This window comes from Methanomicrobium sp. W14 (assembly GCF_017875315.1).
Classification (GTDB): Archaea; Halobacteriota; Methanomicrobia; order Methanomicrobiales; family Methanomicrobiaceae; genus Methanomicrobium.
This window is the reverse complement of sequence record NZ_JAGGMM010000003.1, coordinates 499,395-524,248: the sequence shown is the minus strand read 5'-3', so window position 1 is coordinate 524,248 and position 24,854 is coordinate 499,395. Positions and strand designations below refer to the sequence as shown.

Annotated in this window: 25 protein-coding genes; 8 read left to right on the top strand and 17 right to left on the bottom strand. The window is 40.9% G+C overall.

What is annotated here, in order from left to right; translation table 11 throughout:
- Positions 1 to 3 precede the first annotated feature (3 nt).
- From J2128_RS11755 to J2128_RS11745, 3 genes are all read right to left on the bottom strand, one after another.
- Positions 4 to 867: an SDR family oxidoreductase gene (locus J2128_RS11755; RefSeq protein ID WP_209691617.1), complete on the bottom strand. Its 864-nt coding sequence runs from the start codon at positions 865 to 867 to the stop codon at positions 4 to 6.
- A complete protein-coding gene (locus J2128_RS11750) occupies positions 864 to 1,835 on the bottom strand; it encodes an NAD-dependent epimerase/dehydratase family protein (RefSeq protein WP_209691616.1) in 972 nt (323 codons plus the stop codon). The genes J2128_RS11755 and J2128_RS11750 overlap by 4 nt, the downstream gene beginning before the upstream one ends.
- Before the next feature lie 411 nt (positions 1,836 to 2,246).
- Complete coding sequence (locus J2128_RS11745; protein WP_281069318.1) at positions 2,247 to 2,951, bottom strand: class I SAM-dependent methyltransferase; 705 nt, start codon at positions 2,949 to 2,951, stop codon at positions 2,247 to 2,249.
- Between the two features lie 376 nt (positions 2,952 to 3,327).
- Between J2128_RS11745 and J2128_RS11740 the strand changes: the two genes are divergently transcribed.
- The 3 genes from J2128_RS11740 to J2128_RS12805 all read left to right on the top strand — a co-directional run bounded on the left by J2128_RS11740 (position 3,328) and on the right by J2128_RS12805 (position 5,431).
- Positions 3,328 to 4,488, top strand: coding sequence for a glycosyltransferase family 2 protein (locus J2128_RS11740; protein ID WP_209691614.1), 1,161 nt, complete (start codon positions 3,328 to 3,330; stop codon positions 4,486 to 4,488).
- A 279-nt stretch (positions 4,489 to 4,767) separates the two neighbouring features.
- Entirely contained in the window at positions 4,768 to 5,208 is a 441-nt protein-coding gene (locus J2128_RS11735) for an acylphosphatase (protein ID WP_245323717.1), read from the top strand.
- 13 nt (positions 5,209 to 5,221) lie between these two features.
- The gene (locus J2128_RS12805) at positions 5,222 to 5,431 is read left to right on the top strand and encodes a hypothetical protein (RefSeq protein ID WP_245323715.1); all 210 of its coding nucleotides are present in this window, start codon (positions 5,222 to 5,224) and stop codon (positions 5,429 to 5,431) included.
- A 157-nt stretch (positions 5,432 to 5,588) separates the two neighbouring features.
- Here J2128_RS12805 and J2128_RS11730 read toward each other — a convergent pair whose 3' ends face one another.
- The 7 genes from J2128_RS11730 to J2128_RS11700 all read right to left on the bottom strand — a co-directional run bounded on the left by J2128_RS11730 (position 5,589) and on the right by J2128_RS11700 (position 13,183).
- Entirely contained in the window at positions 5,589 to 6,938 is a 1,350-nt protein-coding gene (locus J2128_RS11730) for an ATP-binding protein (protein ID WP_245323712.1), read from the bottom strand.
- A gap of 441 nt (positions 6,939 to 7,379) precedes the next feature.
- Positions 7,380 to 9,758, bottom strand: a complete 2,379-nt coding sequence (locus J2128_RS11725) for an oligosaccharyl transferase, archaeosortase A system-associated (RefSeq protein WP_209691613.1) — start codon at positions 9,756 to 9,758, stop codon at positions 7,380 to 7,382.
- Positions 9,759 to 9,932: 174 nt separating this feature from the next.
- Positions 9,933 to 10,814: a hypothetical protein gene (locus J2128_RS11720; RefSeq protein WP_209691612.1), complete on the bottom strand. Its 882-nt coding sequence runs from the start codon at positions 10,812 to 10,814 to the stop codon at positions 9,933 to 9,935.
- A 147-nt stretch (positions 10,815 to 10,961) separates the two neighbouring features.
- Positions 10,962 to 11,591 (bottom strand): YIP1 family protein, encoded by a 630-nt coding sequence (locus J2128_RS11715; RefSeq protein ID WP_209691611.1) that lies wholly within the window; start codon positions 11,589 to 11,591, stop codon positions 10,962 to 10,964.
- Between the two features lie 167 nt (positions 11,592 to 11,758).
- The gene (locus J2128_RS11710) at positions 11,759 to 12,310 is read right to left on the bottom strand and encodes a YIP1 family protein (protein WP_209691610.1); all 552 of its coding nucleotides are present in this window, start codon (positions 12,308 to 12,310) and stop codon (positions 11,759 to 11,761) included.
- 262 nt (positions 12,311 to 12,572) lie between these two features.
- Entirely contained in the window at positions 12,573 to 12,944 is a 372-nt protein-coding gene (locus J2128_RS11705) for a hypothetical protein (RefSeq protein WP_209691609.1), read from the bottom strand.
- A gap of 35 nt (positions 12,945 to 12,979) precedes the next feature.
- Positions 12,980 to 13,183 carry a hypothetical protein gene (locus J2128_RS11700; RefSeq protein WP_209691608.1) on the bottom strand — a complete coding sequence of 68 codons (204 nt, stop codon included), beginning with the start codon at positions 13,181 to 13,183 and terminating at the stop codon, positions 12,980 to 12,982.
- Here J2128_RS11700 and J2128_RS11695 point away from each other — a divergent pair.
- On the top strand, positions 13,177 to 13,335 hold the full coding sequence (locus J2128_RS11695) for a TraR/DksA C4-type zinc finger protein (RefSeq protein WP_209691607.1): 159 nt from the start codon (positions 13,177 to 13,179) through the stop codon (positions 13,333 to 13,335). The two genes, J2128_RS11700 and J2128_RS11695, sit on opposite strands and share 7 nt — an antisense overlap.
- Positions 13,336 to 13,420: 85 nt before the next feature.
- Here the strand turns inward: J2128_RS11695 and J2128_RS11690 are convergent, their stop codons facing one another.
- Both J2128_RS11690 and J2128_RS11685 read right to left on the bottom strand, forming a co-directional pair.
- Positions 13,421 to 14,059 carry a type IV pilin N-terminal domain-containing protein gene (locus tag J2128_RS11690; RefSeq protein WP_209691606.1) on the bottom strand — a complete coding sequence of 213 codons (639 nt, stop codon included), beginning with the start codon at positions 14,057 to 14,059 and terminating at the stop codon, positions 13,421 to 13,423.
- A gap of 2 nt (positions 14,060 to 14,061) precedes the next feature.
- Complete coding sequence (locus J2128_RS11685; RefSeq protein WP_209691605.1) at positions 14,062 to 14,865, bottom strand: type IV pilin N-terminal domain-containing protein; 804 nt, start codon at positions 14,863 to 14,865, stop codon at positions 14,062 to 14,064.
- A 400-nt stretch (positions 14,866 to 15,265) separates the two neighbouring features.
- Between J2128_RS11685 and J2128_RS11680 the strand changes: the two genes are divergently transcribed.
- From J2128_RS11680 to J2128_RS11665, 4 genes are all read left to right on the top strand, one after another.
- Positions 15,266 to 15,631, top strand: a complete 366-nt coding sequence (locus J2128_RS11680; protein ID WP_209691604.1) for a DUF5658 family protein — start codon at positions 15,266 to 15,268, stop codon at positions 15,629 to 15,631.
- Between the two features lie 511 nt (positions 15,632 to 16,142).
- The gene (locus J2128_RS11675; protein ID WP_209691603.1) at positions 16,143 to 17,255 is read left to right on the top strand and encodes an iron ABC transporter permease; all 1,113 of its coding nucleotides are present in this window, start codon (positions 16,143 to 16,145) and stop codon (positions 17,253 to 17,255) included.
- Positions 17,246 to 18,031, top strand: coding sequence for an ABC transporter ATP-binding protein (locus J2128_RS11670; RefSeq protein ID WP_245323709.1), 786 nt, complete (start codon positions 17,246 to 17,248; stop codon positions 18,029 to 18,031). Before J2128_RS11675 ends, J2128_RS11670 begins: the two co-directional genes overlap by 10 nt.
- Positions 18,032 to 18,233: 202 nt before the next feature.
- Positions 18,234 to 18,614 carry a hypothetical protein gene (locus J2128_RS11665; RefSeq protein WP_209691602.1) on the top strand — a complete coding sequence of 127 codons (381 nt, stop codon included), beginning with the start codon at positions 18,234 to 18,236 and terminating at the stop codon, positions 18,612 to 18,614.
- A gap of 54 nt (positions 18,615 to 18,668) precedes the next feature.
- Here J2128_RS11665 and J2128_RS11660 read toward each other — a convergent pair whose 3' ends face one another.
- Genes J2128_RS11660 through J2128_RS11640 form a run of 5 tightly spaced genes read right to left on the bottom strand, consistent with a single transcriptional unit; the run spans position 18,669 to position 24,565 of the window.
- Positions 18,669 to 19,643 (bottom strand): flagellin, encoded by a 975-nt coding sequence (locus J2128_RS11660; RefSeq protein ID WP_209691601.1) that lies wholly within the window; start codon positions 19,641 to 19,643, stop codon positions 18,669 to 18,671.
- Complete coding sequence (locus tag J2128_RS11655; RefSeq protein WP_209691600.1) at positions 19,640 to 20,068, bottom strand: type IV pilin N-terminal domain-containing protein; 429 nt, start codon at positions 20,066 to 20,068, stop codon at positions 19,640 to 19,642. The genes J2128_RS11660 and J2128_RS11655 overlap by 4 nt, the downstream gene beginning before the upstream one ends.
- Positions 20,069 to 20,090: 22 nt before the next feature.
- A complete protein-coding gene (locus tag J2128_RS11650; RefSeq protein ID WP_209691599.1) occupies positions 20,091 to 21,902 on the bottom strand; it encodes a type II secretion system F family protein in 1,812 nt (603 codons plus the stop codon).
- Positions 21,886 to 23,784, bottom strand: coding sequence for a type II/IV secretion system ATPase subunit (locus tag J2128_RS11645; protein WP_245323707.1), 1,899 nt, complete (start codon positions 23,782 to 23,784; stop codon positions 21,886 to 21,888). The genes J2128_RS11650 and J2128_RS11645 overlap by 17 nt, the downstream gene beginning before the upstream one ends.
- Positions 23,785 to 23,791: 7 nt before the next feature.
- Positions 23,792 to 24,565 (bottom strand): hypothetical protein, encoded by a 774-nt coding sequence (locus J2128_RS11640; protein ID WP_209691598.1) that lies wholly within the window; start codon positions 24,563 to 24,565, stop codon positions 23,792 to 23,794.
- Between the last annotated feature and the right edge of the window lie 289 nt (positions 24,566 to 24,854).

The following is a 24,854-nucleotide window of genomic DNA, read 5'->3' as shown; positions in this document are numbered from 1 at the left end:
AAATCACTCTATTTTTAAATTACGATCTTCTGGAATTATTCTTCTGAGTGTATATATATCACTGTTTTTTAGATATTCTATGTAATCGGGAAGTTTTTCCCACCTGTCCCATACAGCGCTGATAAGCTTACCGTTTAAACCGCTGCATTCATTTTTTACAAGGAAATGTATAAGTTCTGCGGCTTTTTTTTCGGTTTCCGGATTGTTTACCCCCAGATTTTTTGCAGATTCAATTTCGCATTTTCCTGCACAATTTTCTCCTGCGTTTATTATATCCTTGGTGAGATTGCTTAACATTGCACCGGGTGCTATACAGTTCATGGTTATATCATATTTTTCCACTTCACGGGCTACGGTTTCCGTGAAACGTACAAGTCCGCATTTTGCTGTAGCGTAACTGGAAAAATTCGGACGGGGACCTGTTGCCCCGCCTCCTGAAATATTTATTATCCTTCCAAAATTGTTCTTGATCATTTCAGGTATGAATTCCCTGCAGATTTGAACAGGAGCAAGAAGGCATGTATTGAGACAGTTTGTCCATTCGTTCCAGCTGTTGGTGTAAACAGGTCCTATAGGTCCCTGAACTGCAGCATTGTTTATTATGATTCCCGGGCTTCCGGCATCATTTTTTATTTTGTCTGCCAGAAAAGGTATTTCATTTGTATTTCCAAGATCAAATCCGTAATAATATATCTGAGAGTCTAATCCGTATTTTTCTCTTAGTTCTTCGGCGTTTTTTATAAGTTTTTCCTCGTTTCTTGCAACAGTAATTATATTATATCCGTCTGCCAGAAATTTTTCTGCAACAAGACTTCCCAGCCCTCTTGATGCACCTGTAATTAAAACCAGATTTGAATCAAAGCTCATCTTCTCTCCAGTACCCATGGGTTTTCAACGAGAAAATCAAGAGTCTTTATGATTCCCTGCTGAATATTATTCTTTGGTTTCCATCCAAGAGACCTTATTCTGGAGCAGTCAAGAAAAATGAACGGGTTATCTCCAATCCAGCCACGTTCACCGCCGGAATAACTGATCTTTGGATCAAGGCCCAGGTGGCTGCAGATCCAGTTTATTGAATCGTTAACTTCAACGTATTCGTCAGTTCCCAGGTTGAAAATGTTTACGGATTTATGAGATTTTTCGAGAGCAGTGAATATTGCGTCAATACAGTCCTGAACGTACAGGTAAGACTTTTTCTGGTGCCCGTTTCCAAGAACTTCAAGATGGCCGGGATGATCACGAAGCTGTTTGTAAAAGTCGAATACATGACCGTGCGGGTATCTTTCTCCCAGAATTGATACAAACCTGAAGATCCAGGCGTTAAATCCAAACCCTTCAGCATAAGCCTGTATCAGGCCTTCTCCTGCAAGTTTTGATGCACCGTAAAGGGATGTCTGAACAGGAAAAGGGGCATTTTCAGGAGTTGGAATGATTTTGGATTCTCCGTATATTGACCCGGTTGAAGAAAATGCAATTTTATTAATCGAATTTTTTCGCATTGCTTCCAGAACGTTGAATGTAGCAATTGTGTTCTGTTCGAGGTCTTTTGACGGGTGTTCTGTTCCAAAACGTACGTCTGCATTCGCTGCAAGGTGAAAAACGAAGTCACATCCTTTTATAGCCTCATTTAAGGATTTGGTATCAAGAAGATCACCTTTAATAAGTTTGAATCTGCTGTTTTTATTTGCTTTTTCAAGGTATTCTCTGATACCTGTTGAGAAATTGTCATATACGACAACTTCATTTCCCTGCGAGAGTATTCTGTCGACGAGATTGCTGCCGATGAATCCTGCTCCGCCTGTAACAAAATATTTGATTTCCGGCATTTCTGACATTATTATTGACGACAAATCAACATAAAATTATGCAGAAAATTCTGTTAAAATATTTTTGGAATTTTCGGGTTCTGTAGAAAACCTTAATCACTTTTTTCTTTTCTGCAACAATTTTCTGACAGTTTTCGTTAGTATTTTAGCAAAAATCAGATATATATTTGATTCCTTTATTATCTCCAGGGAGATTTTCACAGGATTGATTCCCTGTTCTGCGACATTTGTTTAGTAGTTCCGTGTTCATTTGTGGTTAAGTAAGTTTGGAACTCCTGTATGATCGATCTTTTGGTAGTTATTTTACAAAGGAATTTCTGCAAAGCCCAAAAATGAGTTCCCAATAATTATGCTCAGATTTGGCATTATATTTATAAACAGGCATATAAATATAAAAATTTATATGCCTGTTTTATTCATTTATTTTCTGATTTTAATTATAAGGTATACTGCATGCCTTGGATCAATTTTTGAAAGAAATTTTCCCAAAATTCCGGGAAACGGGTAGTACCCGGCCCCGCAGATCTTTTCAATGGTAAAACCATTATATTCCATAAGTTCTGTAAGACCTTTGTAGGAAAATATACGCATATGTATTTCTCCCGGACTTGCGTGTATCATATCATGTTTTGGGTCCATGGGATTTCCTACAATTACTTTGTTGCTTATATGTGCTGAAAATGGCTGGTATCCAAAGATAAGAGAAACAATGTTATGGAAACTACCAATATTCGGTGTAGACAGAACAGCATAACCACCGGGCTTTAGGACTCTGTAAATTTCTTCAAGAAAAACATCCGTTTCGGTAAGGTGCTCAATGACCTGATTTGCATGAACGACATCAAATGATTCATCTTTGAATGGCATTTTCTGGTTAAGGTTGCAATTGCAAACATCAACAGGTGAATATTTATGGCATTTCGTTGCCCTGCTTTGAAAATCAACTCCGTATATATTTACGGTCTTTATATGGTCCGCAATTTCCTTTGAAAATAAGCCATTTGAACAACCGCAGTCAAGTAGTTTTGCGTTAGGGTTCTCCTCTGTCATACCGAAAATTTTCTGCCGGTTCTCTGAATCCGCCTGTAAGAATATAGAGAGCAAAAGACGATTGAATGTTGGCATTTTCATTTTAATATTACATATTTATCTCAATAATCTTTTTTATAATCATATGATAATCCGGTTTTAATAGCTGCTTTCATATCGTTTGTTCATATTGAATAAAGATGCATCATTGAGAGACATTCATTTATCAATGTCAAAAATTATACAGAGTTTATTCAGTGATTAAAGTTGAAAATAAAAGGACTTTTGTACATTAACGGTTGTCCTGAATTAAAAAGATTTAAGCAATTTCTAAGGGTAATATATATGAGTCTTTGTATCGGGAGTAGATTTATCAGATAGATTGTGATATTCAGACTAAGTAAATCTTAAAATTGTCATCAAATATTCCTGATGTATTATACAGAATTTTAAATCTAAATATCGACCTGGTATGACAGAAGATACTTTACCGTCACTAAACGAAAATGAGAACAGGCCTTACCTGTCAATTGTCCTCCCGGCTCTTGACGAGGAGCTGACTATAGCCGGCTGCATCGAAGAAATAAACAAATGCCTTGAAAAAAACGGTCTTTCCGGCGAGATAATCGTATCGTCATCGTCAACCGACAGGACCGATGAAATATCAAAGTCACTTGGTGCGGTTGTTATAAGACCTGAGAAGAAGGGCTACGGTAACGCTTATCTTGATGCTTTTAAGATATGCAGGGGAGATATAATAGTCATCGCCGATGCCGACGGGACGTATGAGCTGAAGAAAATTCCTGAATTTGTAAAAAAAATTGAATCGGGTTCCTCGCTTGTCATGGGAAACAGAACCGGAAGGCTGATGGAAAAGGACGCTATGCCCCCCCTTCACCGATATATCGGAAACCCTGTTCTTACCTGGATGCTAAACCTTGCCTTCGGGACAAAAATATCCGATGCCCACTGCGGTATGAGGGCGATTAAAAAAGAAGACCTCGAAAAACTGAACCTTAAGACACCCGGGATGGAATTTGCATCAGAGATGATAATAGAGGCTGCAAGAAATAACCTTTCGATATCCGAGGTTGAGATAGAATATTACAGGAGAAAGGCCCCCTCAAAGCTTCATAGTTTTGCAGACGGCTGGAGACATTTCAGGTTCATGCTGTTGTACCAGCCTCTGCCTTTTCTGGCAGTTCCCGGCTTTCTCTTCCTTGCAATGGGTTTTGTCCTGATGGTCCTTTATTATCTTGAGGGCAACGTTGAAAATTCAAACATTCATTCATTTATTCTTGGTTCGATACTTTTGATAGGAGGTCTCCAGACAGTTCTTACCGGAATAAACATAAAAACGTACTCCGTAGTTTCAGGATACAATATAAAGACAGGGGTTATTGAAAGGTTTCTAAGCTACCAGAACCTTGAAAAGGAGATTGTTACAGGAATAGTCCTTATGGCAGCAGGGGCTGTAATCGGTCTTTACATCATATTAAGCTGGATAAAATCCGATTTTGGAAGCCTTTTTCAGGTAACAAATGCCATTGCCGCACTGACGCTGTTCATCTCCGGGATGCAGATTATATTTTCAGCGGTCTTAAACAGTATGATGCTGATGAAGTATGAATAAAATGGTAAGTTCAAGTGTTTATCAGTTAAATCAGTTTTATAGATTTTAATTGAGATAGTTTTGGTGGACACTTATCTTTATGTTTCCTCAGGATGATTTTCATTTGCAGATTATTATCTTTTAAGATTATCTGTTAATTGTCAGTTATAATCCACGATTCTTATTTTTTCTGGCAATAAAATAGTTCTATGTCATCTGTTAACGTGCATGCTTTAAAAAATTATGATATCATCTGGTGCAAAAAATAATTTATCATCTTATTTTCATAATATGAAAATAATGAAACGGATTCATATCATTGTTGATGGCTATGTTCAGGAGGTTGGTTTCAGGGAATTTGTATTAAAAGAAACTTTTGGCAGAGGCATCACAGGATATGTAAAAAGCCTTGGCAACGGAAAAGTCGAGATAATTGCGGAAGGAAGTGAAGACGAACTTTCTTCCCTTATTTCACGAATCAATATTCCCAGATACCCGGTATCAGTTACTGAATGCAATGTTTCACGGGAAAAAGCATCCGGAGAGTTCAGGAAATTTGAAATTTTAAGGGGTGATATGCAGGACGAAATTTTTGAAAGAATTGATTACGCCGGAACAATTCTGCATGAGAATCTTGATATTTCCAAAGAAAATCTATCAGTATCAAAAGAAGCTCTCGACATCTCCAAAAACACTGAAAAATACAGGAACAATCGTCAACCTGCAAAAGAGTACGCTTGATAATCAGGATAAGATGCTTGACCTGGAAAAGGAGACAAAGGATGAGATTGTCGGCCTTAGAAAAGATACCGGAAGATATCCTGATGAAGAATTTAAGGAGATAAAAAGAGAACTTGTCTTCAATAAAAGATGCCCTGGCAAGAGCGGGTATAAAAGTATGAATTTTTTCCATTTATCCGTAATCTTCCGAAAGCCGGATATAACTGCAGTAAGAGAAAAATAACACTATTTAAACTATTATTCCCGGTTGATTCAAAACGTAAAGTTTCATACAAAAGTATAACACCATTGATAAAAACTGTCCCTGCAGAGCCTTGTTAATCGTATTTTTGATGCAATATTGTTTTTTCCGGTGAATGAAAATAAACTGGAGCAAAATATCATTTTGTAAATTCTCTTAATTCGTTCTCAAGAGAATAAGCCGGAATGATATGGATTGTTTTGTCATCCAAAGTAACCATGTCTTTTTCATTTTCAGTTACAATGTAGCCTTCATTAAGGTTATAGTCCTCCATTGCCTCTTTAAGGCCGCGAATTTCCCTGTTTTTTGTGTCTAATTCTTTAAGTGACAGTGAAACCTGTACAGCCATAGAAATTTGGGAAACGTTGCTTTTAAGAATATTATTCTGCTCCATAGTAACCGGGTACTTTGATTTTACAACAAAATCACATTCATAATTCCTTTTATGATAATATATTTCATCAAAAATTCTGTTTAATAAGCAGAATACATAATTCTCAAGAAGTCTTCCCTTATTTTCAGAGAAAGTAAATGATATGGCATTTATAATCCCTGTATCGAGTGCATATATCTTTTTTGGATTGGCAATCTGTTTTTTCACCGACCAGGTATATTTCATAAGGGTATAAAGAAGATAGCAGTTTTGAGCATATTCTGTATACTCTTTTACCGTATCTGGAGAAATATGCTGTATTTCTGCAATTTTGTTGAAAGAATACAGATTTCCTGAATTTGATATCAGATAATAGAGAAGGTTTACGAGGTCAGAATTATTCCTGAGGTTATTTGGGAGTATTATATCTTTTAGATATATTGTCTCATAGTAATTTTTCAGAATCTGCATCTTAAGGCTGTTATCAGCTTCAACAACTATACGCGGATATCCACCAAATTTGAGGTACTCATCAAATAACTGTCTTTTTTTAATCACTTCCGGATTAATAATGCCTTTAAAAATTAAAAATTCCTGAAAAGAAAGCGGATAAACTGTGCAAGCGAGATATCTCCCCGAAAGTCTTGAAGCTGCACTATTTTTAAGGACTGAAGATGTGGAGCCAGTCAGTATGCATTTGATATATTTTTTGGTGTCATAAAACGTTTTTATGGCATATGCCCAGTATTTATAGTTCTGAATTTCGTCTATGAACAGGTATAAAATTTCCTTATTTTCTCTTTTGCTCGTGTATTCTTCAACAATGCTCCCAAGAAGGGATGGATCATCTCTCATTGACATAAAAAGGGGTTCATCAAGGTTGATATACAAAATATTCTGTTTTGGGGTTCCTGTTTTTATGAGATAATCAATTAACTGATATGCAAGTGTGGACTTGCCTGTTCTTCTTGCTCCGGTTAACAGAAGAATTTCTTTTGCATTTAAATATTGAATTATTTCCGGAAAAAACGACAGGCGGTCTATTCCTTTGTCAAAATTCTTTGAAAACCACCATGGGTTCTGGCTTTCAATGACTATTTGCATGCCCTGATCCATTTATGGTTTATATGCTGTTAAGTATATTTAAATTGTCGGTTATATCCTATGATTTTTTAGAATATCGTATACTATAAACTATGATTATGCATGAAACATTGTTGATAGTTATGTCCAAAAAGTTGGTTTCAGGTAATTTGTCCTGAAAGAGACATTCGGCAGGGATATAACTTGATATAAAAAATCTTGGCATCTCAAAGAAAACGCTTGATAATACCGGTGGCAATAATTGATCTGCAAAAAAGTGCTCTTGATAAGCAGGACAGTCTGATTGGACCTGGAAAAGGAGACAAAAGGATGAGATTGTCGGCCTTGGAAAAGATACCGGAAGATATCCTGATGAAGAATTTAAGGAGATAAAAAGAGAGCTTGTCTTCAATAAAAGATGCCCTGGCAAGAGCGGGCATAAAAGTATGAGTTTTTCTCTAAATAAGATATTAATCAGTTCTTTCCTATTTCATCCTCGCTTACATCAAAATATTCACCGGTTCCGGTGATATGATACTGTCCGTCTGCTTTTACGTCGTACGGGTTGCCTGTTGTCGAATACGGAAGGATGAATGTGCCGTTCTCGCTTTTCTGCCTGTATACGAATTCACGTCCTGTATTGGTCGTGATGTTTAATTCAACCGTTCCTTCACCTGCAACCTCGTATCCTTTAACGTACTCGAATATCTTGACGTTGTCGTCACTGTCGGGCGATTCGTAGACAAGACGGAAGTGTTTCAGTGCGTTTACACCCACGGGCGGGCTGAAGGGACTGTAACTTACATCGCTTTTCTCTGAAGAGGCTTTTGTATATGACCCGTCAAGGTTTTCAAGCCTTACAGCCATTGTGTTGTAATACTCCGGTGTGTAGACATAGCTCTGGTAATTTCCCGATTCATCTACAGCATACATTATGTAGTCCGAAAGTACCCTGTTCCCTGAAGTCCACGGAAGGATGGTGGCAATTCCTTTTACAGGAGTCGTAAGTTCGCTGTTTGTCACGACAAACCTTGAACCTGCGTTATCAAGTATCTCTGAACCCGTATCTTCCGAGCCCGATATGAAAAAGTCGGCACAACCGGTGTCCCCTGCCACATTGTCCTGGAACGGGTTGGAGTTCGGTATCCTTTTTCCTATGAGAGTAATTATATGCCCGAAGTCCCACCATGTCATAACACCGTAGGATTCTTTTGGATATGTGAAATTGTCAGCCGAATACTCCTTGTAGTAGTCGACTCCGGTTTCAGGAGTGTTTTCATTCATCCAGTTCATTGCTTCTGTCCATTTGTCCTTCTCAAAGCTTACACTGGAGTAGTCCTGGGCAAAGTTGATGTCGTTAATAAGTGATGTTCCAAAGAAAAGGGCAACAATTACTGCAGTAATTAGGAAAACCGCTGCACCTGATGCGTTTCTGTTCTCTTTTCTACCCTGTTTTTTTGCAGGTTTCTTTTTTGATTTTGCTGCGGCGTTTTTTTCGTCCTTATTATCTATGTAGCCTTTAAAGCTGCTGTAATAGTTTTTATAGACGTATGATATGCAGATTGCCGAGAGAACTGCAAACGGAATTGCAACGAATATTTCGAATCTCAGGTGCCTTATTGTAACGTAAAGAACGGTGATGGTCCAGATTATGAGAAAGAGATTTTTTCGGTCTTTTTCCGAATAAATTGTGTATAGTGATGCCAGAAATCCGCCTGCCGCCAGGATGAATGCAAAATTGTAGCTCTGAAGAGCGTATTCAAGACTCCACGGCTTCATTTCCGCTATCGCCACGTTTTTAAACCCGAATATAAGGTTTGCACCTGAAAAAAGCGTCGTGAAAACCTCCGGCACTGCTATTATGGCTATGACTGCTGAAACGGCAGCTGCCCCCACAATTATCACGGGATAAAAAATCTTTTTTTCCTTAAGACCGCTTTTGTTCAGGGCTGCGGATATCAAAACAAGAATCCAGGTTGCAGCGATTATCAGAATTGGTATAAGGGCATGGACAATTGTATACGACGATAGCGTAAAGCCCGGATATTTTACACCGAATAATGCTATCAGTACTGCCGGTATCAGAAGCGATATAGTATTTATTATGCCCTCTTTTACAGGAATTTCGCCCGAATAATGGCAGAGTATGCATGAAATCAGGGTGTATACCGAGATTATGACAAGGAAAAGAACGGTTGTTGGCGACGTGAAGTAGCATGCCGAGTAAAATATTCCTGCTGCAACACTGTATAATAAGAGTTTTTGGAGATCTTTATCCTTTAAATCCGTAATTTTTCCGTTCAGGGATATTCCTGACGCGAGTATGTAGAACAGGCAGAAAAGGGAAGAAAAAAGGAGTTCTGCTGCATGGTGGTCGACATATCCATATGATGTGTAGTTCAAAAAGAAAAGTGATATGAAAGGAGTTATAGCCGCTGCAATAATTCCAGTGAGCCTTTTTCCGGTTATTGCTTTTGCCGTGAAGTATACGACAAATACCATCGCCGCTGCGATAAGAGGTGTTACATAGGATGCGGCGTTTATGATGCCAGCCTGGCCCGATGCACCTGTTAATATCACGAAAGCGCCTGCAATCATCGGGAAAAGCGGTCCCCATCCGATGTTTTTGCCGTATGGGTATGCAGTCATCGGGTCAAACCAGTCATACTGCAGGAAATTGTCTGCCATCACCTCTATCTGCCTTAAGTTGTACTCTGCATCCCCTCTTATCAGGTGGACGAGGCCTGTGTCAGGGAGAAAAAATGCAGGTAGGACTCTCAGGATAAATGCAATGAATGCAAAAACTATGAGAATAAGAAAAATATTAATATTCTTTTTTAAAATTTCTGACATATATTACTTAAATATTGGCCGGTCAGCAAAAAATGTTTTCCCGGAATGTTAAACCGCCTGCCTGTGTGAATCGTTTACGGAACAGAATTCTTTGCGGTTCACCGGGACGAAAAAAAGATTTGTTTTTCTTTAATTTAAGGTTCTCTCAAAAAACCCCGTAACGGATCTCAGGGTCTATCTTCTTTTAATGGCGAAGAGAGCACACCCTGCTGTTCCTGCTACGATTATAAGCACTGGGCCGAATCCTGACTGTGTCGGTGTTGCAGCTGTTGTCTGTACAGGTTCTGTTGTTGCCGCAGTTGTCGGCGGAACTGTCGTTAATGCTGTTTTCTGTTCCTGGGCCTCGGTTTCTGCTTCAAGAATTGTGCTTTTCTGCGTATCGTATATTGTAAAGTCAGATACTGCCTGGGGTCCTACCATGCCTGCGTATGCCGGGCATGAGTCAGAGGACGCCTCTCCTGAAATCAGTTTAACCTGCAGTACATGCTGTAAGTCCTCGTTGCTCCATCCGAATTCGTGTGTCTCTCCGGGGAGCATCTCCTGTGTTTCTATTGTCACTCCGTCCATTTTAACCGAGACATCGGCGGATGATGCTTTGCATACGGTTCCGCTGCAGTCCGAGCAGTCAGGAGTCATTTCTGCTGATAACGTGTAGCCCGAGTAGAATTTTGATGTAAGAACTGACGGGTCACCGTAGGCTGCGGTAAGCGGAGTTTCCGTGGACCCGATATCGCCGATTTCGCCTATGGATATCCATTCAGAGCCGCCCATTAACGTCGCCTCGATGTTGTCGCCCTGCTTGAGGTCTTTGAAAGCATCGGGGTTTGACATAGTGCCCGAAACCAGATTATTTTTAAGACTTGATTTGGCATAGGTGATCCATTCTCCACCCTCATACACAAACGCCACTTTCATGGTGATAGTGTCTGTTGACTGGTCAACCAGCGATACCTGTCCCTGGTATTTTTCCTCCAGAAGAACAGCAGATGCCGGGGTACACATTGTTATGCATAACACGGCTGCTGCAATAAATAACAAAAAGCCTGATTTTTTCATTCTCCACACCTTCAGGAGGGAAGAAGCTACAAGAGATTCTCCCGTTTATCCCGGTCCTGCAATATATACTTTATTGTTTTTTAAACCTTTGTTTAATTATTAAAAAAAGTGGAAATGATGCCGGAAAAATTAGGTTGTTTTTTGGACTTACCACGGGTGCATTCCGGCAGCGGACATCATACCAGAGAGAAATGTCGCAATTACAGCCCCGAAAAGGACTATTCCTATGATAATAAGTATTATCGGGACAAGCACGACAGCAACAGCTTTTCCTGTTGAAATTTCGTGATATGCCTTAATTCCTATTATCTGGAGTATCAGGTACCATATTGAGGCGATTATGTTGACAAACGGGATCCACCCGAGAAGAAGTGCCGGTGTGCTTGCATAGAATACCGATTTAAAGGTCATTCTGTAGCCTTTTTCTCCTCCAAAGAGCAGAACAAAGCAGTGAATCATAAACCCGGACAGAAAGATAGTGAACAGGCTCAGGACAAACATCAGGTAGATGATGAATATGTTCATTGTGGTTGCAAAACCGCTGAATGCTGACAATGCCTCACCAAACTGCGGCCCCATTGAGTTGCCTGCAATGGATACTGCTTCGCTGAACGAGTTTAAACCTGTTGCAATTGATACGATACCGTAAAGTACTGAAAATATTATGAGAAGAATCACATAATACTGGTAGGCTTTCCCAAGGCTTTCGTCTTTGTAGGCCAAAAAAGTCTCGGTAGGCTTCACTATAAAACCCTTTACCTTTTCTAAGGTACTCATGCAGGATTATAACACATTATATAATATATATAATTGTCCCTGACTTTTTCGGGAAACAGTAAATTTTCAGCCTTATTTTGAAGGCCTGAGGAAAAGAAAAGCCGGGTGAGAGAATCCCTCCGGCCGAAACATGTTTTTTTTATTTTGCTTTAAATTTTAAATATTTCTTACATTGCGCTTACGGCAGCAATCGTAAGGAATCCCACAAGGAGGAATACAAGAATTGTCATTATGATTATAGGCAGAAATACTGCAATTATTGCCCTTGCGGTCGAGATTTCATGAAGTTCACGTATTGCCAGAACTTCGAGAATTAAAGACCAGATTCCTGCTATAAAATTTATGACTGGTATCCACCCGATAAGCATTGACGGTGTAAGTGAATATGCGACTGCCTTATAGGTCTGTGTAAGGTCTTTTCTGCCCCCGGCAATAAGGACGAATATGTGTGTTATAATTCCGGTTATAAAAAATCCTATGGTGCCTAATACAAGTATCAGTACAATCAGGAATACCGCTGAAGCAGCTCCGAATCCGGGGATCATATTCAGACCTGAAACCCCGGCCATGAGAAGTATGGCGCTTAGAACGACATAGATTACAAAAGTAATCAGGAAATACTTGAAAGCGTCACCGAAACTTTCGTCACGCGAATTTTTGAACGATTCGACAGGGTTTAACAGATAACCCTTCACCTTTTCGGGAAAATCAAATGCCATACATAGACAGCATTTTTTTCGAATTTAAACGTATCGATAAGATTCACATATTTATCATGCATATACGGAATGCGCATGGAATATACATTAAAAAAATCCTTTTTTCAGCTATAAATTTTCAGGTATTGCATAAAAATCCGGTTAATGCATATCACTGGTTCCAGTCTAAAAAAAGATTACTCCTTTTTTTCGGGCCGGCATTATTTTTCTTTATGATAAATTTTACCCGGGGGGAGACTCTGTTAAAAACACTCATACTGATTTAAGCGTTTTTGCTCTTTGAAGCGGCGTATCCCAGGTACCCGCCGAAAACTGCGGCAAGACCTGCAATCAGCCCTGAATAAAACGCAATTCCACCGCCTGATCCACCGGAAAGTATGAATACAAACGATATTATGTTAAGTATTCCGAAGAAAAGTATTGTCAGTGAGGAGTCTCCTGCATTTTTTGCACTGCCTTTTTTCATTCTTGCGGCTGAGATTCCTACAATCAGACCTATTATGACGAGTACATATCCTGTAGAAACTCCTGTAAGCGAATAGTCGATTCCTGATATTATAAAGAGCACTGCACTGAGAAATGCTAGCCATATGGGAATTTTTGCTTCTTTCGGACCTAAGCTGCCAAAGTTCATCTTTAATAAATATACTGAATAGATGAAAAAATTACTTATCGTATTCGTATTTTCAGAATTCCCGTATCTTTTGCGGCAACGTATGTAAACATGGACACCGAGGACGCCGTAAGGGTATCTGTAACGTCACCAAAAAGGGAGAAGGGTGCAGGCCAGAAAGGAATGAAGGACGACCCGAAGGTATTTATCGACGCGCCTGAGTCAGAGCTTTTCAGTATCGAAAAGGTGAAGGTTGACATTCCGAAATGCGGACCTTCCGGGGTTTACGGTCGGCATGGTCAAATGCAGCAGGTGCAATGAGATAGTCCGCGACTCAAAGGAAGTTGTAACACCCGACGGAGAGGTTCTCTGCAAAAACTGTGCCAACGGGTCTTATTACTATAAAGTTTAATAAAAATCATTATTTTTTTAAAATTTGCTTTTTTCCATCGAATTTTGTCCTGTAAAAAAAGGGTGTTGAAAGGTTGAATTTATGCTTATCCTTTGATCGTAACAACAGCACGTGATATGAGGGTCCCACTGCTTTTGTCATTGACATCAAGATAAAATGACTTTCCTATGTTTTCCTGATTTACAAAGCATAAATTCCAGAATGACGTTTTAAATCCATCATATGTGTAATGTGTCCCGTCGAATTTAACTTTGTAGCCTTTCTTTCCATCGTAAGGTGCTACGGTTGGCTGAAGTTTTTCAGGGTCACAATTTGCGATATTTACGTAGAATGTATCTCCGGGATTAAACGATGTAATGTTGTAACCGTCAACAGCACCTGTCTCCGGGTTAAAGTACTGTACAGGTACACTGTTTGAATCAGTAACTGTTGCAAGGTTTAATGCATTTGTTGACATTGCCTCAAGGTTTGAACCGAACGTTGGACCGTTTTTCAAGGTTATTACCATGTCGGTCGTTGGTATTGCCTCTCCACCTGCGTGGATGATTTTAAGGCCTGATGTTGTGCTGAACTCTCCCTGTATCGTAGCCTGGGGCGCCTTTGTCTGCCCCTGTGCAAATCCTCCTGCAAACCCGCTTACAACCGCTGCGATGATTATCGTTACAACAAGCATTAACATAACACCTACAACAGGTGACACAGCCGAATCATTATTTTTCATCATTTTTAGTCCTCCACTGCTATGTTGCTGTTGTAAATTGCTGCACCCGTCGGTGTGTATATTATTTTGACATTTACAGTATCTCCGGCTCTTAACTGCTCCCAGCCGGATCCAAGAACTGCCTGCACCGGGTCGGCCTGACCTGTGTTATACTGTCCTAATGTGTAAGCGTACTGTGTTACACCGTTGTAGCCGCTGTCGGCAGCCATTCCGGAAACTCCCCCTACTGCCATCCCGGAATTGCTTCCATACGGATAAGCGTACATGCTTACGCCTTCCTTTAATGTGTACTGCCCAAACCATCCGGTTTTAGTTGAGTTTATGGAACTTTTGGATGCGTTTCCCATGGGGTCACCACTGTTAGTGTTTTTTATGCCTACACCAATACCGAAAGGTGCTGTTGACCAGTTAGTAATTGCATTTGTCTTCATTCCTGCCCAGCATATTACATTTGCACTGTTTGGAAGGCTGGTACTTCCACCTGTGAAGATAGCACCATTGGCCATATTTTTTTGAGCCTGTGTAAGACCAGGATCAGTGTTGTCCTTCATAGTCGTTGACCATGATGTGACAACTTTCAGGTCTGAAGTACTTATGGGTTCACTTACACCAAGAACGGTTGCAGTAAACCCGCTTCCTATATAGCTTCCCGTGTTTGCAATTGTAACATCCATGGAAAGCGTCGGCGACTTATCCTGTGAACCGATAAGTCCGCCCGCAAAACCGCTCACAACCGCTGCTATGATTATAGTCACGACAAGCATCAGCATGACTCCCACAACGGGTGAGACTGCGTCTTCAGAATTCATTATGTTTCACCAAAAATGATGCATTACCGCATCAGTTTAAGTATGTAATTAGAATAATACTTAATATTAGGCTTAAATTAATCAATTTAGGTTAATTACTCTTCTTCCTGTTAAATTTATTTCCTGTATATAACATTTCTGCAAAATCAATGTGCGGATATTAATATACGTTATTTAAATAATACTATTTGATTTCGGGCGTTGGTTAAAATATATTTGAACTTCAATTGTTTGCAGTGATTACGCTTTTTGATTAGTAACGCCAGTAATATGCACCTGATTAATTTTTTTCACACTGTGTAATTATTAGCCTGGATTATTTTATGCAAATTTTTTCTGCAATGCAAAAGATTATATCTGATATGCTATGTAGTCAATCACCGTGCAGGAAAAATATTGCATGAACGGCGTGATAAAGATGGAATGGCCTATCAGAAGTCCTCCCCTGTATAATCCCGGAGGATTCAGCATTACAGTTGCAGGCGGTCTTATAGTCTTGGCTGTCCTCTTCAGCCTTGATGTCGCAACTACACAGTTCATCCTTTCGAACGGCGGCTATGAACTGAATATATTCATGAAGGCTGTTGCAGGAACGGAAATTTTTCATATAGCCGTGAAGTCGGCCGTTTTTGCAATTATTGCCTTTGCAGTGGTTTACTCAAATTCGAGGCTTAAAAATTCCGGGACAATAGCGCTTGCCGCAATAATCCTGTGGTATGCATTTGTATTCGCCCACAACATGGTTTCAGTGCTTGCAGTACTGTAATTATTCCTAATAAAAAAAACAAAAATCTTTTTTTTGGCAGTTTGCATTCATCTGCATTCAAAGTACAAAAGCAACATATCAATGCCTGTTTATAACCGCCGGAAGAATACGACTTTTAACAGCTGTATTTCATTCCTTTGCGAAGGGATATACCACATGTATCCGGTTCATCGTGAAAGTGATGATCGGTGAATTCTGTTGACTGGTATTTACAGGTGAGCAGCGGTTTTTCAGGACGCAGTTAAGTTAACATGATTAATTTTACTTTTTTCAATAATTAAATATACAATGCAGTGAAAATTAATAATCCGGAAGATTTGAAAGATAAAACCGGCATATTTCTGCTTTTATTTTACATAAACCCCACCGGACGGTCAGTTCTGCCGGGATTTGTGCGGAAATAAAAGGTTTTCCAAAAAGCCTGAATTTTTTTGTCAGGCGAAGTCAACAAAAACAAAATTTTCCGATTAGAAAATATGAGCAGATATTGTCATTGAGAGGCTGTTTACGGATGAACAAAAATGAAAATAAAAAGGAGATATGCCCTGCTGAAATAACCGGGAAAAGAATTTCATCCACGTTTTTTTTGGATGAAAGGGTTAAGGATATTTTAAAAAAGGCCACTATATACGTAGTTCCGTTCCTTTTATTCTTCATATCTCTTTTCTGGGGAAGATATATGATGGACCCTTCGGATGTAATGACTGTTCTTGCGGGGAAGACTGCCGATACCTTTTTTCCTTTCCTGAATCTTCAGAATACATACAATTCGATAAATGAAACTGTAATTATGCAGATAAGGCTTCCCAGGGTGATTGCCGCAATGCTCATCGGTGCGGGCCTTTCTATTGCCGGAGCGTCATACCAGGGCCTTTTCAGAAACCCGCTTGTATCGCCTGACATTCTTGGTGTTGCATCAGGTGCGGGTTTTGGTGCCGCCCTTGCAATACTTCTCTATGCAGGGTCTTTTATGACCCAGGTATCGGCCTTTGTATTTGCGATTGCAGCGGTTTCACTGACATGTCTTATCGCAAAGGCGTACAAGGGTTCGGGAACTCTTGTCCTGGTATTATCGGGAATAATCATAAGCGCCCTGTTTTCAGCTCTCCTGTCGGCCCTCAAATATGTAGCGGACCCGTATGATACCCTCCCTGCGATAGTATTCTGGCTTATGGGAAGCCTTTCGTCTGTTTCAATGTCAGACGTTCTTTCTGTCGCACCCCCGATATTAATAGCGGGATTTGTGCTTTACCTTATCAGGTGGAGAATAAACATACTTTCCGTAAGCGAGGAGGAGGCACGTGCACTCGGTGTAGACACGAAAAACCTGGGGAGAGTAATCATCCTGTGTGCAACCGTAATCACCGCGTCATGCGTCTGTATCTCAGGCATAATCGGCTGGGTAGGCCTTGTAATCCCGCACATTGCCCGCATGCTCGTAGGTCCTGACTTCAAAAAGCTTATTCCCGCATCAATTCTTCTCGGTGCATCATACCTCCTGATAGTAGATGACATCTCAAGGACTCTGATTGAAACCGAGATTCCTATAGGAATTCTCACGGCTCTTATAGGAGCTCCTTTCTTTGCGTATCTCCTGACAAGGAAAAAGGTGGGATGGCTGTGATACTTGATGTAAAAAACGTTTCCTTTTCATATGACGGCAAAGAGAACATATTCGATAACGTCTCTTTTTCACTTGAGAAAGGGGACATAATCTCGATTCTCGGTAGAAACGGCATAGGAAAGTCAACGCTGATAAAATGCCTTATTAATTTTTACAGTGTACGTTCCGGTTCAATCAGCATAATGGAGAGAGATATAAACGACTACTCACTGCCGGACCTTGCAAAGGTTATAGGATACGTCCCTCAGGGCCATGAAACTGTTTTCCCGTTCTCCACCCTTGATTTTGTCCTTATGGGCCGGTCTCCTCATCTCTCTTTTCTCTCCTCGCCTGCTGAAAAGGACGTTGAAATAGCAAAAAAAGCCATCGAAAAGCTAGGTGTGGGCTACCTTATGGACAAAAACATCAACGAGATAAGCGGCGGTGAAAGACAGATGATTATGCTTGCACGTGCCCTCGCCCAGGAGGCAAAGATTCTGATTCTTGACGAACCTACTTCCCACCTTGATTTCGGAAACCAGTTCCGTGTTTTAAAGGCCATAAGCAGACTTTCGGATGAAGGGATAGCAATAATTATGAGTACTCATTTTCCGGACCATGCCTTTATGATATCAAGTAAGGTCGCCGTCATGCATGACAGAAAGTTCATAGCAATCGGTAATGCATGCGATGTTATAACAAAGGACAACCTGAAGAAAGCTTATGGCGTTGATGTCTCCGTAAGTTATGTTGATGACGCAAAAAGGGATGTCTGTGCTCCGGTCTTCATCCGTTAAAATAACGGTTACCGGACAAAAAACATTTCTTCCTGCCTTTTTTTAAATCTTAACCTTTTCCGGGTATTTTGGATATGAGATTTTTATCCTGTGCTTTTTTTCCGCAAAATTGCAGTTTCATACCTTCTGATGGCAGCGTATCAAAGGTATGCCTTTTGCCGACTAATATCTATTTATACAAAAGCGCCGAAAAAGTTCTGATATGGAAGAAAAAAAGGGACATTTTGAAAAGGGAGTCTGGATTGACGACACGCCTTTGAAAGATAATGAAAAGCCCCTTGAAAAAAACGACAAGCCGGAAGAAGCCTATATCCCTGTCTCGTACGAAAGCGAAGATTCGGAAAATTCAGGAGCACCCGGTGAGGATACGACAAATGCCGGGTATGATGGTGACATAGACCGGCTCGTATCAGAAGCCGCGGAATCCGTAAAAAAAGCTGTTGACAGCGTCGTGAACCTGGCAAATACCCTTATCGGAACTAAAAGTGGAAGAAAATCCGTTGAAAAGAAGGCCAGAAAAGCCGGTGAAAAACTGATAAAGTCAGTCGAAGACATCGTCTCTGATGCAAAACGAAATTTCTGATTTTTTCAGGAAAGCAAATATCAAAAAGAGAAATAAATAAAGATATATTTAGTATCATGACGCGGATATTTCTATATCCGTCTCTTTTATGGCAATATCAACCGGATACGTGAATTCTATCCCCAAAGGATCGCCTTCATTCTCAGGTAGTGGTACTATCACATTGTTAAATCCCCTTCCTGAAAGGGAACTGAGTTTTTTTATTATGCTGTTATTTACCGTGTAGTTTATTTCAGAGACCCCTGAGTCGTATATTGTAAAGTTGACCATAGTTGCGTTGTATATTCTGGATTCGTTTATACTGGTTTTAAGTCTTAATGCTGCGACACCGTTTCCACTGGTGTAGTAGTCATTCCCCTGTTTCAGGCTTACTATATTCAGGGTAACTTCGGTGCAGTTTATACCTGGCTGGACGGTCCCGCTTTCATCGAACATCTGTTCTGACTGGCAGTCAAGGTCAAAAAATGACGAAAAAAAGCCGGACTCGTTTATTTCGTCAAGGACTTTTTTCATGTCTGTGTACTGCAAAGGCGTCTCTTCCCCGTACTCGGTTGTAAGGTTCACGTAGCCATACTGCCATTTATATCCCTGGTCCTGCCAGAAATTGCTCAGCGGCGTATATGAAAAGTCTACAAGTGATGAGTTGAAATCATGGGTCGTCTGAGGTATTACGGGTTCACTGTCGGGGGGACTTTCGTATGTAACGTTAAACCCGAAGAGTTCAGAACTGTTTTCAACCGAAAGAATCCCTCCTGATTTTATCGACGAGAGAAAAACGTCTCCCCCGCCGAGCTCAAAGTTTCTGCTTATGCTTCCTTCCGACTTTTTCCAGACAGCGTTTTCAAGGTCTGACGAAAAGGACAAAAATTCACTCTGGACGTCTGAGAGGTGTTCAATTTCCGCTTCGGCCTTAAGCGACGGGACGTATGTGTTGAAGTATACCGACATTGCCGTGACGATGATTGCAAGAACCAAAAGACCGGCTATTACAGGAGCGACAGCATCTTCGTCTTTTTGTCGCCTTTTCAATTGTTTACCCTCCCGAAGAAGACAACGGACTTTGATACGACTACCTGGACATCAAATCCGGTGATATTATGCCCTGTTCCGACTTCCATGTTGTCACCGGGCATAAAATTGGTCTGGTTTACATTTTTGTCGATTGTGATATTCCCCTGGGGCACAATGTACCGCAGGCTGTCGTTTGAAAATATAACTTTCATGTCCCTCTTTGCAAGAGTGTCCCCTCCCTTGTGCCACAAGGTTATATTCTGGCCGTTATCGGATGTGTTGTCACCTATCATCAGGTTGACCGACGGCTCCCTGTCGTCAGGGATATACTGTGATACAGATACTGCAAAGAGCGATACAAGTATGAGGACAAGGCTTAGCATCAGCATCTCTCCTATTATGGGTGATACGCCGTCCTCGCAGTTTACCAGTTTTTTTTTCATTTTTTTCATCCCGGAATGATTTTTAAACCTGTATTATCACCGAAAAGAGGGCGGCCGATGCAGCGAGAAAGATTATGCTGTGTTTAAGCCCTGCAAGTGCATTGTTTGAGCTCAGCTGCCCTGCCATAATTCCCGAAAAAAGCCCGAGGATAATTGATATGTGAAACATTTCCTGTATATTCTGGTCGAGGTTGAAGGTTATGTCAAAGTCCATGAAACTCTGGACAAATGAGACGTTAAGCTCGTACGCGGAGTACAGAAAAATGCCGAACGACAGGTAGATTATGGCGACATAGATAAAGGACACACCGAAACGCTCGTTTTTCATCTTAAGGAAATGCTCGAGGTCTCCTATTGCTATTGCAAGGATTTCCCTTAAGTGGTCGGTTATCTCGCTTGCTTTTATAACAAGGGATATAGCCCTTTTTACTGATACAAGCCCGATTCTTTCTTCAAGTTTGTAGAGAGCGTTCGAGACGCTCGTCCCCATCTTGATTTCTTCGGAAGCGATTTTCACTTCTGATGTAAGTACGCCGATTTTGCTCTGGGCGATTATGTGAATTGCACTCTGAAGAGTCATCCCCATGTCTTTCATATCGGATATTTCCCTTAAGAACCCGGGAAGCTGCGACTCAAATTTTTTCAGGTACCAGCTTCTGGCCTCATATGCAAATGCGACAGGAAACATGAACGCAGAGATAAGTATGCATATAAAAACCTCAAACGTGTACTTCGGGAACATCTCTGCAATGTAGCCGTTCATGTAAAGGTACGCGGTGGCACCCGCCGCAAGCATACCGAATATCAGGCCGTACTGGTAGTCCGAGACATAGTATCTCAGGGGGTTTTTCAGCACATCCTTAATCTTTATGATCTGCTTTTTGGACTGCAGATTCTTCAGGAACTTTTCGTCAGGTTTTTCTATATTTTCCTCATCGATTTTGGTATCTGCATATTCGGACTGGATGGTCTCTTTTCTGCTTATCTGGAGACTGTCAGGCGGCATCATTATGTAGAGGATAAAGATCATTGCGCTCGCCCCTATCGGAAGGCCGATGTACATCAGGGGCTCAAGCATGTCGACCGTGGTCTGGCCCGAGAGGTTTTGCGCAACTATCATTATCATTATTGCGATAGGTCCCGCGACAAAGGCCGTTACGTAGATTTCGGCCATAATCTCCATCGTCTTCAGTGTGTTTTCCAGCTCCTGCATTGCGGTCTCGCGGTAATGGGCTGACTTTGACGCAAAGAAGTCGGTCATGCTTCCTCCGGTCTTAAATACCATTGCGAGATCGTTTAAAAGCTCGGCGAAGTTTTCTGAAGGTGTGCAGTCCTGGGTATTTCTCATCGCTGTTAAAAGGTCGTCTCCGAAATATTCGACATCTCTTACAATCATTGAGCACTCGTTTGAGACTTCACCGTAGAGGTCGTCGGCTTCGCTGACGCTTTTAAAGATTGAAAAAAGAGTCATCGTGGTTGACAGGGCCTGCATGTAGGTTATTGCATACGGCAGGTCAAGCTCGATTCTTGTCTTTCTCCCGGCTGCGACCATCTGCGGGTACATGTAGGCGAAAAGAAATATTCCCCCGACTGCTATGAGGAAAAATAGTATGGCGGAAATTTCAGGAGGAAGAAATGATATGGGGTTTATATCAAGTTCAAGAAGAATAATGAGGTTTATTGCCAGTACATAGACAATTCCTGCAAACATTGTCCCCAGAACGATTATCAAAAGGTACTCTTTCGGCGTTATAGGCAGGTGCGAAGCACTTAGAGAGCGCCTGAAATCATCGGTATTCAGGGTATTTAAAATAGAATTATTCCTCAAACTCATATTTCCCGCTCTTTGTAAATTCGTCGAACACTGCCGTTATCTCGTCCGATCTTCTCACTCCGTGCTTAAGAAGACCTTCAAGGACTTTCTTTCTTATTTCAATCTGTTTCAGCGTTTCTTCCTTTGTCCAGCCGTGGCTGTACGAGATGTCGTTTATTATTTTTGAATCAGTGTAGATCTTCCTGAAGCTGTCCTCGACAGGGTTCCATTTGTATAAGACGTTGTACCTGATGTCCCCCTTTTCAGCGATGACCTCGTCTATTGTTATGCACCTCCTGACCATTCTTCCGCCGATGTACTGGAGCTGCTGGATTATGAAGAGGTCCAAAGCCCCGAACATTGCGACAGGCACGTTAATAGGGTTCGTGGTAAGCCTGTTTATCGCCTGTTCCACTCCTCCAGCATGAAGGGTTGAATATGTGGTATGCCCGGTATTCATCGCCTGGAACAGTGTCTGTGCCTCTGCTCCCCTGACTTCGCCGACTATTATATATTCAGGTCTCTGCCTCAGTGCGGTTTTAAGAAGGGAGAACATGTCGACGTTTCCTTTTCCTGATTCAGAGGCGCTCTCCCTTGTCTTCATCGGAAGCCAGTTCTTGTGAGGCATCTGAATCTCCCTTGTATCCTCGATTGAGACTATTTTTGCAAAATGCGGGATGAAAAGCGAGAACGCATTCATCATTGAAGTCTTTCCGCTCGCTGTTCCGCCGACAACGATTGCACTTTTCCTGTTCTCAACGCAAAGCCAGATGAAGGCAAGGATTTCGGGGTCGTATGTCCCGTAGTCGATTAGGTCTACCGGAGTCATCGGGTCTGCCTTGAATTTTCTGATTGTAAAAGAGCTCCCTTTAGAGGAGACGACGTCAGTATAGGTAATCTGTGCACGTGCACCTTCGGGAAGTGCTGCGTCTACAAGAGGAGCCGTAAGGGAAAGCTGTTTATCTGCTTTCTGAGCGATTTTAAGCACGTACTTGTTCAGTTCGCGTGTCTCAAAAATGATGTTTACAGGCAGGTTCGAGTATTTTCTGTGGAATATGAATACGGGAATGTCAGGTCCGTTGCACGTGATATCCTCTATATTTTCGTCATGCATCAGGGGGTCAAGCTTTCCGTAGCCGTTGAAATTTCTTCTCAGGTAGTAATAGATTACGTTTACCCTCTCGTCGTTTATTTTAGGGTCCAGACTTTTTGCAATTCTTCCGACGAGGTCAAAATCCAGATTTATATTCTCTTTTTTCACTTTCGAATCATACAGGAGTATTGATCTTAGCTGCGAATCGGTCTCTTCCAGTATTAAAAGGTCCTTTTCTGTAATTTTCGGCTCGAATACAAGGTACTGGTTGTTGTTTTTTTCGTCTTTAACTATCACGGCGTATGCTTCGGGGGGGTTGAGCCAGTATGTGTCAAGAATTTCATATGAGTCCGGAATCTGTCCCGGCTTTATTTCGGGCTTTAAAGGGCATGTTATTTTATGGAAAAGCTCTTCTTCATCTTCATCAGTTTTGAACCCGAGAAATTTTTTCAGGTCAAATTTCTGTTTGACGCCTGTTTTTCCGGCTTCTGTTTCCTTCTTTGTTTTCATCCCGAAAACGGTTTTAAGATCGGATTTCTTTTTGATTTTGTCTTCTTCTTTTGTCTCCCCTGAAGCCTGTTTGAATATATTTGTCTTTAATTTGAGGCCTGCACCGGATACTGATTTTAATCTGCCGTTTATTTTATCAGAAGTGCTTTTCATGGCCGATATAAGGTCAGCTGATTTATTGTCCGAAATATTTGTCTTTTCAGAATTCTGAAGTTTTGTTGAATCGTATTCTCCTGTACCGGTTTTTTCCGGTTCTCTGCTTTTGAAGGCTTCATGAATTTTTTCAGTTGTGTCAGGCATTAAATGGTCACCACACGCTGTCTTCGGGGTATTCTCCAACAGTGTTTTCACCGGATATTTCTGTCAGCGAACCTGAATCCTTCGGGATGCCTGACTTTACTTTAAGGTCGACGTCCAGTCCGTTTCCGTAGATATTGATCCTGAATACGCCTGCCTGATATATTTTTATCGACTGTTCATCTTCTACGCTGTACTGGCGTGCATACCCCCCTTCTGCAACCGGTTCGCCGGTGTTGTAGTCTGTTACATTTATATTTAAAAATGAGAAGTAAGGGTTTATTTCAGTCTCGTTAGGGCCTATGACGGTATCTGTAACATCATAGTATATCACGAGAGGGCCTTTTCCGGCTGTCGCCTTTATGCTCATGGCAGTATATTTCATTGAAATAGAGTCCTGGTAAAGAGTCTGAAGTCTTTCAATTTCTATTGGTTGTTCGGGAGGTGTTTTGGTGTCAAAATCCGTATTATTGAAAACCGGGTCGTCAGGTATGAAGCCGTTAATCACAACCGCCGAATCCCTTACACCTGTACCTTCTGTTTCCGGTGAACTGCCCTGGGAGTTGCCGGGTGAAGGGGTGTACGGGTTGTCGGGATACGAAGACGGATAATTTTCCCCGTTGTCCTCCTGTGAAGAAAACAGGCTTCCCCCGTTTTCCGGCATAATGTATTTCAGTCCGACAAAAACACCTATCACTATGACAATTACAAGCGTCGCAATGATGCCTATTGTCATGATTTTAATCATCTGGTCAGTATCTACGCCCTTTTTCCCCTGCGCCATAAGCCTTAAATCCTTTTTTTGAATGAGCTGATATCAATTATAATGTGTTTACTTTAATCAAAAATTTAATAGTATATTTGTCCCTGCGATTATATTTTTATGCATTTGTCAGTTATTGATCCCGCATTTGCAGAGTAACGTAAATAAAAATTTACTTACATAACTATTAATTTAATTATCCTGCCAGATCCGGCATTCATATTAGTTGTGGCACAACAGTTATCATAAATGTTTGTTTTTGTGTATTATATAATATTTTTTTAAATTTTTTTATTACACTTTAATATAA